The sequence below is a fragment of the Brucella pituitosa genome (assembly GCF_003049685.1).
Taxonomy (GTDB): Bacteria; Pseudomonadota; Alphaproteobacteria; order Rhizobiales; family Rhizobiaceae; genus Brucella; species Brucella pituitosa.
Genome location: NZ_PYSY02000001.1, coordinates 1,929,901 through 1,943,636, shown reverse-complemented (window position 1 = coordinate 1,943,636; position 13,736 = coordinate 1,929,901). Strand labels below are relative to the sequence as shown.

Genomic DNA, 13,736 nt, shown 5'->3' with positions numbered 1-13,736 from the left:
AAATTACACCCTTACTGCGTGACCAGAGGGCAGCCGCTTTCTTCGGGCTTCATGTAAGCCTGATCGCCGGGGATGGTGGCCAGCACTTTGTAGTAATCCCAAGGTGCCTTGCTCTCGTCAGGCTTCTTCACTTCCATCAGATACATGTCATAGATCATGCGTCCGTTGGCGCCGACCTTACCGTGACGGGCAAAGACATCTTCGACAGGCATTTCATGCAGCTTCTTGGCAACCGCTTCTGTTTCGTCGGTTCCAGCTTCCTTGATCGCCTTCAGATACTGAAGAACCGCAGAGTAAGTGCCTGCCTGAACCATGTTCGGCATGCGGCCCGTCCGGTCGAAGAAACGCTTGCCGAATTCACGCGATTCATCGTCGCGATCCCAGTAGAAGCCTTCCGTCAGCGTCAGGCCCTGTGCGGCATCAAGGCCAAGGCCATGAACTTCTGCAAGCGTGAAGAGCAATGCTGCAAGACGCTGACCACCAGCCACGATACCGAATTCAGCGGCCTGTTTGATGGCGTTGGACGTATCAAGACCGGCATTGGCAAGGCCGACAACTTTGGCACCTGAAGACTGCGCCTGCAGCAAGAAGGATGAATAATCGGTCGTGCTCAAAGGATGACGAACGGAGCCGAGAACTTTACCGCCTTTTGATTCGACGAATTTCGAAGTCTGTTCTTCCAGCGAATAGCCGAAAGCATAGTCGGCGGTCAGGAAGTACCATGTGTCGCCGCCCTGTTCGACGAGCGAACCGCCGGTGCCGACAGCAAGGGCATGGGTATCATAAGCCCAATGGAAGCCGTAAGGCGTGCATTGCTTGCCCGTCAGTTCAGATGTTGCGGCACCAGTATTGATGGTGATTTTCTTCTTGTCTTTGGAGAGAGCCTGCACTGCCAAGCCGACAGAAGAACTGGTCAGTTCCATGATGGCATCGACCTGCTCTGTATCATACCACTGGCGTGCAATGTTCGAAGCCACGTCAGGCTTGTTCTGATGGTCGGCAGTGATAATCTCGATGGGTGCATCAAGCACCTTGCCGCCGAAATCTTCTGCAGCCATTTTTGCAGCTTCGAACGACCACTTGCCACCGAAGTCGGCATAGACGCCGGATTGGTCGTTCAGGATGCCGATCTTGACCTTACCGTCCGATATTTCTGCTGCAGATGAAATTGCGGTTGCAGCAAAAAGTGCAGCCGTTGCAAGTGCGAAAAGTTTCATTCAGTGCTCCTCCCAATAAGCCCATAAACCACCACGAAAAATCGGGCGGCAACCTCCAGTAAATATGCCTTTCGGATCGGGTCGATGGCTTTCCTCTAAGCCATTTCCCCCTCTGCTTCTGCCCGATCTGTTCCTCCACTCGGGCAATTAATTAGGACGGTAGCATTGACAAATGCGTACACGAACAACAATTTTTGAACACAGTCTGTACAAAAATGCACAGACAGAGGCAGGGAGGAACAGTTGCGCCAATTTACCTGGGATGACCTGCAATATTTTCTGGCTGTCGCACGGACAGGCCAGCTTTCGACCGCGGCGAGACAATTGCGGACAAGCCATGTCACGGTTCTGCGCCGGATTGATCGGCTGGAGCAGTCGCTGGCGACCAAACTCTTTGAGAGAAACCCGCGCGGCTATCTTTTGACGCCGGTCGGGGAGCGGCTTGTCGAGTCGGCCGAGGTGATGGAGCGCGAGGCCATGAAATTCCGAACAGAGGCGACCGGCAATCTTTCCGCGCTCTCGGGCGTGGTGCGGCTTTCCACACTTGAGGGGTTCGGCAACTTCTTTTTAGCCGACCGCCTGCCGGTGCTGGCGCAATCTTATCCCAGTCTGTCAGTCGAAGTGGTTACAATCCAGCAGATCATGTCGCTCTCGCGCCGCGAAGCGGAATTATCCATTACATTGCATATGCCGCGTACCGGTCCCTATCACAGCGAACGGCTCACGCCTTATCGACTGTTCATCTATGGGCACCGTGATTATCTGAACGCTCATCCGCCGATCAAGTCGCGTGAAGATCTGACGGGGCATCCATTCATTGGCTATATCGATGATATGGTGTTCACACCCGGTCTCGATTACATGCGCGAAATATTGCCGGGGCAGCGCTGCAGTTATCAGAGTTCCAGTATTCATGCACAGCTGACAGCCACGCTGACTGGTTATGGGCTTTGTGTTCTGCCGTATTACATTGCCAGCCTGCACTCAGAACTGGCGCCAGTACTACCTAAAGAAATGCATCTTGAACGCGAATATTGGATGAATTGCCATGTTGATGTCATGGCCGCGCCGCGTATCAGAGTGATTAGCGATTTTATGCTTGGTGCGGTGCGCGAGGCTTCAGCAAGCTTTTTGGGTGAGGAGCTTCTTCGATCCTGATTATGAGTTCAGATCAATCCGCCGCCAATGGCGTAGATGCACGTTATGACAAGTGCGCTGAAGCCAAAACCAATGATGAATAGATTAAGTGTTCGCAATTTACCCTCCCATTTGCAACCCGGGCGGGTTATCTGCGACTTGCACGGGAATGTCTACCCTAAATTGTATTCGACTCAACTAAAGTTGTATTGGTCGGATTTGAGGCCATTTCACGCACGACATCGCGGTGAAGCTCCATGATTTTAGGGAGATTCTCTAAATTTAAATGGATTGAAATCACCTCAAACGAGGAGCGCCGGGTTCTCACGAGGGTGAAAACCCGGCCTGAAGCAGAAAGTAAACAGAACCGTTAAACCGGCCCCACTTTGGGAGACACGCTTTAACGCTGCTTGGCCAGTCCCTGTTCACGCATCTGGCTCAGTGTCATTTTGGGTGAAAGCGCTTCCGGATCGATACGGATTTCAATGAGACCCGGTTTGCCAGATTGCTCGCACCGCTTGAAAGCTTCCGCAAAATCTGCGGTTTTTTCCACCGTTTCCCCATGCAGGCCATAGGCGCGGGCAAGTGCTGCAAAGTCAGGGTTTGCAAGGCCTGTGCCTGAAACACGGCCCGGATAAGTACGCTCCTGATGCATACGGATCGTGCCATACATACCGTTATTGACGACAATGAAAATCGCGTCGGCACCATATTGGGCAGCCGTTGCGAGTTCCTGACCGTTCATCAGGAAACAGCCGTCACCAGCGAAACAGACGACGGTTCGCTCCGGTGCCGTCAGCTTGGCAGAAACCGCTGCAGGCACACCATAGCCCATGGAGCCATTGGTTGGCGCTAACTGGCTGCGATAGGTGCGGTACTGATAGAAGCGGTGCGGCCATGCCGAATAATTGCCTGCGCCATTGGTGATGATGGCATCATCAGGCAGATGTGCGCGCAACCATTCCATGATCTCGCCCATCTGAACATTGCCGGGAATGGTGGGCGTTTTCAGATTGTCGCGATAGTCGGCATTGGCGCTTTCCGCCCATGCTTTGAATCCGGGATTGGTGATAGGCTCAAGTTCTGCCGCTGCTTTTGTGAAAGCGGGCATGCTGGCATTGATCGGAATATCTGCATGATAGACGCGACCAAGCTCTTCGGCTCCCGAATGGACGTGGATGAGCTTCTGCTTGGGGACCGGAATGTTGACCAGCTCATAGCCTTGTGTGGTCATTTCGCCAAGGCGTGCACCGACGACCAGCAAAAGGTCCGAGTCTTTGACACGGGCTGCAAGTTTCGGGCTGATCGATGTTCCCATTTCACCGGCATAGAGCGGGTGGGTATTGTCGAACATATCCTGACAGCGGAACGAGGCTGCAACGGGCAAGGACATGTTTTCCGCAAATCTTTGCAGGTCGTGGACGGCTTGCGGGTTCCAGCCGCCACCACCGACGATCATCAGCGGACGTTCGGCTTTTTCGAGAAGCGTTCTCATGTCCTGTAACTGCTCAAAGCCCGGATGCATCTCGACATGCTTGTATGCCGGTGTATCACTGACCGTTGCGTGTGATGTCAGCATATCTTCCGGCAGGGCGATGACCACAGGGCCGGGGCGTCCATTGACTGCGCGGTGGAAAGCCTGACTGACCAGTTCCGGGATACGGGCGGCATCATCGATCTGCACTACCCATTTAGCCATCTGGCCGAACATGCGACGGTAATCAACTTCCTGAAATGCCTCGCGTTCCACCTGATCGCTCGCGACCTGCCCGATGAACAGAAGCATCGGCGTGGAATCCTGAAAGGCTGTATGAACGCCTACGGAGGCGTTGGTTGCGCCGGGACCGCGCGTGACAAAGCAGATGCCGGGTTTTCCGGTCAGCTTGCCGTAGGCATCAGCCATGTAAGCAGCTCCACCTTCCTGACGGCAGACGATGAGGTCAATCTCGTCGCTGACATCGTGAAAGGCATCAAGTGCTGCAAGATAGCTTTCGCCAGGCACGCAGAAAACGCGGTCGACGCCGTGAATGCCAAGTGCATCCACCAATATCTGACCACCCGTCCGCATGTTGCTGTTGGTTGTGGATTTGTGCATTTCCCTACTCTCAAAATGTCTGAAAGACTTTGGCGCATATGCGCTCTATTTCGGAGGCATACGCAGCGCACCATCGAGCCTTATGGTTTCGCCATTGAGCATGCTGTTTTCGATAATATGCAGTGCGAGCGCCGCATATTCGTCTGGCCGACCCAGACGTGGGGGGAAAGGAACCATTTTCCCAAGCGCATCCTGTGCCGGTTGCGGCAGGCCTTTGAGCATTGGGGTTTCAAAAATACCGGGTGCGATGGCGCACACGCGAATGCCGAGTGGCGCAAGTTCACGCGCGGCAGGCAGTGTCAGGCCGACAACGCCGCATTTAGACGCTGCATAGGCCGTCTGGCCAATCTGACCGTCAAAAGCCGCAACAGAGGCGGTATTGATCACAACGCCGCGCTCGCCGGTTGGCAGAGCTTCGCTTTTGGATGCGACATCTGCAAATAGCCGCAACAGATTGAATGAACCGATGAGGTTGATTTCAACAGCACGGCGGAAATCATCGAGCGGCATAACGCTGCCATCGCGAGCGAGCATTTTCTTTGCCGGGGCAACGCCTGCACAATTCACCAGAATATATGGTGTTCCAAGCTTTTGGCCGATTGTCTGAAACGCCGCTTCAGCACTTGCCGCATCCGAGACGTCGCATTGAACGGCGATGCCACCAATCTCAGAAGCGACAGTATTGGCACCATCGATGTTGAAGTCGAGGAGCGCAATTTTTGCGCCTTTGGCAGCCAATGCCCGCGCTGTCGCAGCACCCAGACCCGATGCACCACCGCTGACGATGGCGATTTTTCCTTCAATATCCATAATGCCCCCTCAGATTGTCTCAACTGCAATGGCAGTTGCTTCGCCGCCACCGATACAGACTGAAGCCATGCCGCGTTTGAGATCGTTCTGCTTCATGGCATGAAGCAGCGTGACGATGATGCGCGCGCCAGAGCAGCCAATCGGATGGCCCATAGCGCAGGCACCACCATGGATATTCACCTTGTCGGCGGGAAGGTCGAGTTCCTGCATTGCAGCCATAACAACAACGGCGAAAGCTTCATTGATTTCAAACAAATCAACGTCGCGTGCATTCCAACCGGTTTTCTCGAAGAGTTTCTTCATCGCAAAAATCGGTGCCGTGGTGAATAAAGCAGGCTGTTGCGCATGGCTTGCATGACCGCGAATAATGGCAAGCGGTTCTATGCCAAGCTTTTCAGCTTTGGACAGGCGCATCAGGGTGAGGGATGCGGCACCATCCGAAATCGAGGAAGAATTGGCAGCGGTGATAGTGCCGCCTTCACGAAAGGCAGGCTTGAGATTCGGTATCTTTTCAGGCTTGGCGCGGGTTGGCTGCTCATCGCGGTCAAGCTCTGCAACACTGACCAGCTCATTCGCGAAATAGCCTGCCTCGGTAGCTTTGAGTGCGCGCGACAGCGAGCGCAGAGCAAACTCGTCCTGCTGCTGACGCGTGAACTGGTAATGGTCTGCGGTTTCTTCCGCGAATGTTCCCATGGCGCGGCCTTTGTCATAAGCGTCTTCAAGGCCGTCGAGGAACATGTGATCGTAGATTTTGCCGTGGCCCATGCGATAGCCACCGCGTGCTTTTTCAAGCAGATAAGGTGCATTGGTCATGCTTTCCATGCCGCCAGCAACCACGATTTCCGCACTTCCTGCGGAAATGAGATCGGCGCCCAGCATGACGGTCTTCATGCCCGATCCGCAAACCTTGTTGATGGTCGAGCAGGGCACATCCTGCGGGAGGCCAGCATGAATTGAGGCCTGACGCCCAGGTGCCTGTCCCAGCCCTGCGGGCAATACGCAGCCCATAAGCACTTCGTCAATTTGATCCGGGTTGAGCTTGGCGCGGCTGACTGCTTCCCTGATCGTAACAGCGCCCAGTGCTGTTGCAGCCTCTCCCTTGAGCGCTCCCTGAAAACTTCCGATCGGTGTTCGTACCGCACTGGCGATAACGATCGGATCTTTTGTTTCTGACATTTGTTTCCTCCTCACAAACGCATTAGAGATAACAGCATAGTGGACGATGTGAATACAGCGTAAACATGATGAGCAACGCTCATGAACTCATGTCGTGGAGGTATGGATAAAATGCGTGAGACAAATTCAGGCAAAATCCGCGTGGGTATTGGCGGCTGGGCTTTTGAGGAATGGGACAAGAGTTTTTATCCAGAAAAGCTCTCCAAAAAGCGCCAGCTCGAATACGCTTCAAGCAAGCTGACTTCTATCGAAATCAACAGCACCTATTATGGCCCGCAGAAACCTACGACTTTTGCCAAGTGGCATGACGAAACGCCGGATAATTTCGTTTTTTCGCTGAAAGCACCTCGCTTTTCGACCAATCGACGGGTGCTGGCCGAAGCAGGCGGGGGTATCGAGAAATTCGTGACCGGCGGCCTGCTTGAGCTGAAAAACAAGCTCGGAGTCATCAACTGGCAATTCATGGGCACGAAGAAGTTCGATCCAGTCGACTTTGAAGCTTTCCTCAAGCTTCTGCCAAAACGTGTTGATGGGCGTGATCTGCGCCATGCTGTCGAAGTGCGTCACGACAGTTTCAACTCGCCAGATTTCATTGCACTGCTGCGGGAATATGGGGTGGCGGTTGTGATTGCGGGTGACAGCAAATTTGTCGAAATTGCCGACATGACAGCGCCTTTTGCCTATCTGCGCATCATGGGTACGCAGGAAGACAAGAAGCTCGGTTACAGTGAAGCTGAACTTGATCATTGGGCAGAGCGAGCCAGAGCGATTGCGGTAGGACACGTACCCGACAGTCTTAAAACAATTAAGCCGCCAATGCCTGATAATGTGGCCCGCGATGTCTATCTCTATGTGATCAGCGGCCATAAGGCGCAGAATCCGCACGCGGCTATGGCCTTGATAGATCGGGTAAAATGATGCGTGTTTAGGCATCATTTTTATCTGAGTCGCCTCGTGAATCTTGAGTAAATCATGTCCAAGCTTGATACGTCTGCCCTTGAAGCCTTCGTTCGCCAAATTCCGCAAAACTACAAAGGACCGGGCGGTGTCGTTGCCGTCGTCAAGGATGGCGAGGTTGTTCTGCGACACGCTTGGGGCTTTGCCGATCTTACTACGCGGCAGGTGATGACCGCAGAAACGCGGATGCCGATTTGCTCGATCAGCAAGCAGTTCACTTGTGGCGTGTTGCTTGACGCTGTTGGTGAACCGGAATTGCTGGACGATGCTCTGGCAGCCTATCTCGACAAGTTCGAAGAAGAGCGCCCGAGCACTCGTGATCTTTGCAACAACCAGTCAGGTTTGCGCGATTATTGGGCGTTGACGGTTTTGTGCGGCGCGGATCCTGAAGCCGTGTTTTTGCCAGAACATGCGCAGAGCCTGCTGCGACGATTGAAAACCACGCATTTTGAACCGGGCTCGCACTATTCCTACTGCAATGGCAATTTCCGTATTTTGGCGGACCTCATCGAAGCCCATACCGGACGCACGCTGGTCGATCTTCTGTCCGAGCGTATTTTCAAGCCGGCGGGCATGAAGACAGCCGAGTTGATCCCGGATACAGCGCTTTTCAATGAATGCACCGGATATGAGGGCGATACTGTTCGCGGCTTTCTGCCCGCGATCAATCGTCTTCACTGGATGGGGGACGCAGGCATCTGTGCGTCCCTTGATGACATGATCGCCTGGGAACAATTTATCGATGCAACGCGGGGCGATGAGACCGGCTTGTATCGCCGTTTGAGTGGGCCGCAAACATTCATCGATGGTGCGAATGCGCCTTATGGCTTCGGTCTCAAATTTGAGGAAACAGGTGGTAAGAGGCTGACTGGCCATGGCGGCGCTCTTCGCGGTTGGCGTTGTCAGCGCTGGCATTGTGCTGATGAGCGGTTATCGACGATTGCCATGTTCAACTTCGAGGGCGGAGCTTCGGACGTTGCCTTCAAATTGATGAATATCGCGTTGGGCGTATCGACTTCTGAATCACAGCGCGCGGAAGCGGATGCAGCCTGGTTCGGTTCATGGTTGTGTCAGGACACTGGTCTTGTTCTGAGCCTAGAAGATGCTGGACTTGGCCGCTTGAAGGCACGTTTTGGCACAGGATCGGAAATGATGGATGTGGAGAGCGCGAATGAAGCGCGTTCGTCCATGACAACGATCCGGCGCGATGGCGATGTGATTGAGCTTTTGCGCGACGACGAGAACCTACGCCTCATGATGAACCGCATCAAGGGAGAGGCCAGGCAGGACATTATTGGTTGCTATCATAGTGACGAGCTCAATGCCGATATTTTGCTCGTCTCTGAAGGCAATACGATCTATGGCGCTTTTGAAGGTTTCCTTGGCAAGAGCGATATGTACCCGCTTTATAGTGCCGGGGCGGATGTCTGGCTGTTGCCGGTGCAACGCTCACTGGATGCGCCGTCGCCCGGTGAGTGGAAACTTGTTTTCCGTCGTGATGACAAGGGTGCGATAACAGATGTGAGCGTTGGCTGCTGGCTTGCGCGCGGTGTCGAATACAGGAGAGTTCTGGCATGAGTGAGTTGAAGGTTAGAACCCGTGAAACCGGTGCAGTTGCGGACATGCCGCACGGCAAGCTTCCAACGATCACCACGCCGACAGGCGGCACGGTGGAGCTTGTAACGAGCGTCAGTCAGGCGGGCTTTAATCCGCTTGACCTGATCTATGCATCCGTTGCTGCCTGCATGGCGCTGAGTGCGCGCATTGCTGCCACCAAACTCGAATTGCGTGAAAAGCTCACCGATGTTCGGGTGGAAGTAAAAGGCGATAAGGCACATGAAGGCCCGTCACGCATCGAACGGTTCGATATAACGTTCCATTTTGATGGTGATCTCACAGCAGATGAAAAGCATCGTCTTGCGGAGATGGCCGAGGAAATCTGCACTGTCAGCAATACGTTACGCGGCGATCCGAAGTTTGATCTGAAGGTTTCGTAACAAGCTGATTATATCGCAACGCGGATGCGTTCGACGCCAAGAGTGATGACACTTTCCATGGCTGCGCGCGCTTTCTGGCGATCGCGTGACGCGATTGCGTGAGCAATGCGCAGGTGGTTGGCGGCGCACTCCGCAATGCCTTCAGGGGACGTTGCTGGTGAGGATAGCTGAAACGAGATGGCGAGAGCTGCCTCGATCAAGCTGCTGACTGAGCGCATGAATGGATTACCAGACATGCGCGCAATGGCGAGATGAAATTCGAGATCGACCTTGGCAATCGATTCCGGTGTATGTGTTGGGTCATCGAATTTTGCGGCCAAGGCATAGAGCTCAATGAGTTCATCGCTCGTTGCATGCACTGCGGCTGCGGCTGCGGCTGCAGGTTCGAGCGCCATACGCATTTCTGCAAGGTGATCGACAAAGACTTCATCAAAACCCGCCTCAAAGCGCCATGTCAGCACATCGGGATCAAAGAAGTTCCAGCTTGCGCGACCTAGAACGCGGGTGCCGACCTTAGCTTTGGCTTCAATGAGACGCTTTGCGGCAAGGGTCTTCATCGCTTCACGCAGAACAGTGCGGGAAACGCCAAAACGCAACGAGAGTTCGTTGTCGCCCGGCAGGATCGAGCCTTCGGGGATGGTACCTGCCACGATGCCACGACCAAGCTCACCCACGACAACCGAGTGGCTGTTATGGCGTTTACGCCCCGTTATAGCCGTTTCCAGCAATCCCAATTCAGGCCTCCTTCATACGTTGGCGAGCTAGCCTCAAATCCGCAAACCAGACAAGTCCCCGCTGTAGCGCAATGAACAGGAACAGCAATATACCGATTGCGATTTTCGTCCACCAGGAAGACAGCGTGCCGTCGAAAACAATATAGGTCTGTATCAGACCCTGTATCAGAATGCCCACAAAAGTACCCGCCACAAGTCCTGCGCCGCCGGTCAGAAGTGTTCCACCGATAACCACAGAAGCAATGGCGTCAAGCTCTACACCGACGGTTGCCAGCGAATAGCCAGAAGAAGTGTAGAGCGTATAGACAATGCCAGCGAGACCCGAAAGCACACCGGACATCGTATAGATGCCGATTGTTGTGCGACCGACGGGTACGCCCATCAGTTCTGCTGATTGCTGATTGCCGCCAAGTGCATAAATATTAGCACCAAAGCGAGTGCGATGCGCGATAATACCGCCGATGATAAAGACGGCCAGCATCACCATTGCGATGAATGTCAGTCTGCCGCCGCCTGGAAGTCGGAAATAAAGCCCCTGAAGCGTATCGAGGAATGGGTGTGAGATCGGCACGGATTGTGTCGAGATGAGGAAGGCCGCGCCACGTGCCAAAAACATGCCTGCCAGCGTTGCCACGAAAGGCGGGATTCCAAGGTAATGGATCATCATGCCCATCCACGCACCGAAAAGAGCGGCAAGCACCAGAACAAGGCCGAAGGCCACAAGAGGATGTACGCCTAGCTGACCGACAAGGACCGCCACAAAAACGCTGGTGAAAGCGATAACTGATCCAACGGACAGGTCGATCCCACCGGAGATGATAACAAAAGTCATCCCAACCGCAGCAATGCCGAGAAAGGCATTATCTGTCAGCAGATTTCCAATGACCCGCGTTGAAAGCATGTTTGGAAACTGGATGACACAAATCGCATAGGCGAGCAGAAAAATGCCGACTGTGGTCAGAAATGGAAGATTGCGAAGCACTCTCATTATTGTGCTCCCTGCTGGTTGTGATGTGTCGCTTTGGCGGTATTGCCTTTGCGTTCAGAACGCAGGAAAGCGATCAGGTTGACAATCGCCGGTGACTGGAATGTCAGCACGACAATGATGATGCCCGCCTTGATGATCAGGTTGAATTCCGGTGGGAAACCCGCCATCAGAATGCCGGTATTGATCGACTGGATGATGAGCGCGCCAAGCAGCGAGGCCATGATCGAGAAACGCCCGCCATTCAACGATGTGCCGCCGATGACGACAGCCAGAATGGCGTCGAGTTCAAGCCAGAGGCCTGCATTGTTGGCATCTGCGCCCCGAATATCGGCAGTTGCGATCAGACCTGCGAGTGCTGCACCGACACCTGAAACAGCATAGACACTGAATAGAAGAAAACGCGCTTTTACTCCGGCGAGCATCGCTGCGCGGCGATTGATGCCGGTTGCCTCGATAAGAAATCCGAGCGCACTTGAACGCACTGCGATGCCGACGACGATGCCAGCAAGTAACCAGATCAGCACTGGAATGGGGACACCAAGCAGCGAGCCTGAACCGAGCGCCGCGAATGAATCATTATTGAAGGTGAGGATCGCACCTTCAGTGATGAGCTGCGCGATGCCGCGCCCTGCAACCATCAGAATGAGTGTCGCGATGATGGGTTGGATGTCGAAGACCGCTACCAGAAAACCGTTCCACAACCCGCATAGAAGGCCAACGCCGAGTGCTACGGGAATGACAATTGCGAGCGGATAGCCAGAGACGACGAGTGAAGCGGCACAGGCGCCGCTTATCGCCATCACTGCGCCCACGGATAGATCAATGCCACGCGTGGCGATCACCAGTGTCATGCCGATGGCGAGAATGGCAACAGGCGCTGCGCGTACCAAAATATCGATCAGGCTTCCATAGAGGCGCCCATTTTGAAATGAAATATCCAGAAATCCCGGCGAAATGATTGTGTTTATGGCAAGGATCACAGCAAGGGCCGCAAGCTGGGGCGCTAGTCTTTTGAGTTTTTTGAGCAGGCGAGCGATCATGCTGCAGCTTCCTTTTCGCTCACATGACCGGTCTCGGCAATCGCGCGAACGATATTGTCGGCGGTGATTTCTTCGCCTTTAAGTTCTGCGACATGGCGTCGGTCGGAAAGCACGATGACACGATTGGCGACGGCAGCCAGTTCTTCGAACTCCGAAGAGATGATGACAAGTGACATGCCTTCAGTACAGAGTTCGCCAATCAGTTTCAGAATTTCCGCATGTGCGCCGATGTCGATGCCGCGCGTCGGCTCATCGAGGATCAACAGGCGTGGATCGGTTGCGAGCCAGCGCGCCAGAATGGCTTTCTGCTGGTTGCCGCCGGACAAAAATTTGATCGGCTTGTTGGGGTCAGGCGGTCGGATATCGAGCGCCTTGATATAGCGCTGGGCGAGGGCATCTTTTTCACGGGAGGAGATTGGCTTTGACCAGCCGCGCTTTGCTTGTATGGCGAGCGCGATATTCTCCGCCACAGAAAAATCGCCGATGATGCCATCCGTCTTGCGCTCTTCAGGGCAAAATGCAAAGCGTTCAGCGATGGCTGCCACGGGTGTCGGCAGTTTTGTGTCTTGGCCGTCCACCGTCAGTCCGCCGCTGTCGGCTTGATCGACGCCGAACATCAGAAGTGCGGTTTCGGTGCGTCCAGAGCCGAGCAATCCGGCAATTCCGACGGCTTCGCCCGGTTTGATCGCAAGATCGAAAGGCGCAACGCTACCCTTTTTGCCAAAATCCGAAAAGCGAATGGGCGCAGTTGTGTCATCGTTTATTTCTTCAGTGAGCTGTCGGCGCACGGTCTCTTGCAGCTGATGGCCGAGCATCATCGAAATGAGATCGGTTCGCGGCAATTCCGACAAGTTGCGGCTGCCAACCAGCCGTCCGTTGCGCAATACGGTGGCGCAATCGGCAATAGCATAGACCTGATCCAGAAAGTGGGTGATGACGATAATGCCGAGGCCTTCGGCTTTCAATTGCCGCAACACCCCGAACAGCATTTCGACTTCCCGCGCGTCAAGGCTGGCGGTGGGTTCATCGAGTACCAGAACCTTGCCGGAAAGATCGACTGCGCGGGCGATCGCGATGATCTGGCGTATGGCGACAGAATAGGCTGAAAGGGGCGCGCTGACATCAATCGTCAGGCCGTAGCGTGCGAGAAGCGCACTTGAATCCCGTTCCATCTGGCGGCGATCGACAAAGCCGAACCGGCTTGGCTGGCGACCGAGGAAAAGGTTTTCGGCGACCGTCAGGTTTTCGAGAAGATTGACTTCCTGATAGACCGTGCCAATGCCAAGTTTTTGCGCATCCGTAACGGAGGCTGGGGCAATCGACTGCCCTTCGAGCAGGATCGTACCGTCAAAATTATGATAAGCGCCGGTCAATATCTTGATCAGTGTCGATTTGCCTGCGCCGTTCTCGCCAAGCAAAGCGTGGATTTCACCATTCGCGAGGGCAAAGTCGACATGATCAAGCGCTGTGACGCCGAAAAATGATTTTGTTATTCCACGAGCTTCAAGCAGCGGTGTCGCCAGTGCCGACGCCGCGTTGGTATCAGAGCGAGCCATATTGTTTTCCGCCTGCTGATTTGCGAATT

Annotated in this window: 12 protein-coding genes; 4 read left to right on the top strand and 8 right to left on the bottom strand. The window is 54.3% G+C overall.

From position 1 onward, the window contains the following. Window positions 1–11: 11 nt before the first annotated feature. A complete protein-coding gene (locus C9380_RS09565; protein WP_024899300.1) occupies window positions 12–1,217 on the bottom strand; it encodes an ABC transporter substrate-binding protein in 1,206 nt (401 codons plus the stop codon). Window positions 1,218–1,460: 243 nt separating this feature from the next. On the opposite strand from C9380_RS09565, the gene C9380_RS09560 reads away from it, so the two are divergent. Next, window positions 1,461–2,375 carry a LysR family transcriptional regulator gene (locus C9380_RS09560; protein ID WP_024899301.1) on the top strand — a complete coding sequence of 305 codons (915 nt, stop codon included), beginning with the start codon at window positions 1,461–1,463 and terminating at the stop codon, window positions 2,373–2,375. Window positions 2,376–2,754: 379 nt separating this feature from the next. Here the strand turns inward: C9380_RS09560 and C9380_RS09555 are convergent, their stop codons facing one another. From C9380_RS09555 to C9380_RS09545, 3 genes are read right to left on the bottom strand one after another with little or no spacing between them, the layout of a single operon-like run. Further along, a complete protein-coding gene (locus C9380_RS09555) occupies window positions 2,755–4,449 on the bottom strand; it encodes a thiamine pyrophosphate-binding protein (protein WP_128093442.1) in 1,695 nt (564 codons plus the stop codon). Window positions 4,450–4,494: 45 nt separating this feature from the next. Then, window positions 4,495–5,259, bottom strand: coding sequence for an SDR family NAD(P)-dependent oxidoreductase (locus C9380_RS09550; protein ID WP_128093441.1), 765 nt, complete (start codon window positions 5,257–5,259; stop codon window positions 4,495–4,497). A gap of 9 nt (window positions 5,260–5,268) precedes the next feature. Next, window positions 5,269–6,435 carry an acetyl-CoA C-acyltransferase gene (locus C9380_RS09545; RefSeq protein ID WP_128093440.1) on the bottom strand — a complete coding sequence of 389 codons (1,167 nt, stop codon included), beginning with the start codon at window positions 6,433–6,435 and terminating at the stop codon, window positions 5,269–5,271. Between the two features lie 111 nt (window positions 6,436–6,546). On the opposite strand from C9380_RS09545, the gene C9380_RS09540 reads away from it, so the two are divergent. Genes C9380_RS09540 through C9380_RS09530 form a run of 3 tightly spaced genes read left to right on the top strand, consistent with a single transcriptional unit; the run spans window position 6,547 to window position 9,389 of the window. Continuing rightward, window positions 6,547–7,353, top strand: a complete 807-nt coding sequence (locus C9380_RS09540) for a DUF72 domain-containing protein (RefSeq protein ID WP_128093439.1) — start codon at window positions 6,547–6,549, stop codon at window positions 7,351–7,353. A gap of 54 nt (window positions 7,354–7,407) precedes the next feature. Beyond that, window positions 7,408–8,970, top strand: coding sequence for a D-aminopeptidase (locus C9380_RS09535; RefSeq protein WP_128093438.1), 1,563 nt, complete (start codon window positions 7,408–7,410; stop codon window positions 8,968–8,970). Beyond that, the gene (locus C9380_RS09530; RefSeq protein WP_100558660.1) at window positions 8,967–9,389 is read left to right on the top strand and encodes an OsmC family protein; all 423 of its coding nucleotides are present in this window, start codon (window positions 8,967–8,969) and stop codon (window positions 9,387–9,389) included. The genes C9380_RS09535 and C9380_RS09530 overlap by 4 nt, the downstream gene beginning before the upstream one ends. Window positions 9,390–9,397: 8 nt before the next feature. Here C9380_RS09530 and C9380_RS09525 read toward each other — a convergent pair whose 3' ends face one another. The 4 genes from C9380_RS09525 to C9380_RS09510 are packed head-to-tail and all read right to left on the bottom strand — an operon-like array spanning window position 9,398 to window position 13,707. Then, complete coding sequence (locus tag C9380_RS09525) at window positions 9,398–10,123, bottom strand: FadR/GntR family transcriptional regulator (protein ID WP_024899308.1); 726 nt, start codon at window positions 10,121–10,123, stop codon at window positions 9,398–9,400. A gap of 1 nt (window position 10,124) precedes the next feature. Then, window positions 10,125–11,111: a galactofuranose ABC transporter, permease protein YjfF gene (gene yjfF / locus C9380_RS09520; RefSeq protein WP_024899309.1), complete on the bottom strand. Its 987-nt coding sequence runs from the start codon at window positions 11,109–11,111 to the stop codon at window positions 10,125–10,127. Next, window positions 11,111–12,151 carry an ABC transporter permease gene (locus tag C9380_RS09515; RefSeq protein WP_024899310.1) on the bottom strand — a complete coding sequence of 347 codons (1,041 nt, stop codon included), beginning with the start codon at window positions 12,149–12,151 and terminating at the stop codon, window positions 11,111–11,113. Before C9380_RS09515 ends, yjfF begins: the two co-directional genes overlap by 1 nt. Further along, complete coding sequence (locus C9380_RS09510; RefSeq protein WP_100558661.1) at window positions 12,148–13,707, bottom strand: sugar ABC transporter ATP-binding protein; 1,560 nt, start codon at window positions 13,705–13,707, stop codon at window positions 12,148–12,150. The genes C9380_RS09515 and C9380_RS09510 overlap by 4 nt, the downstream gene beginning before the upstream one ends. Between the last annotated feature and the right edge of the window lie 29 nt (window positions 13,708–13,736).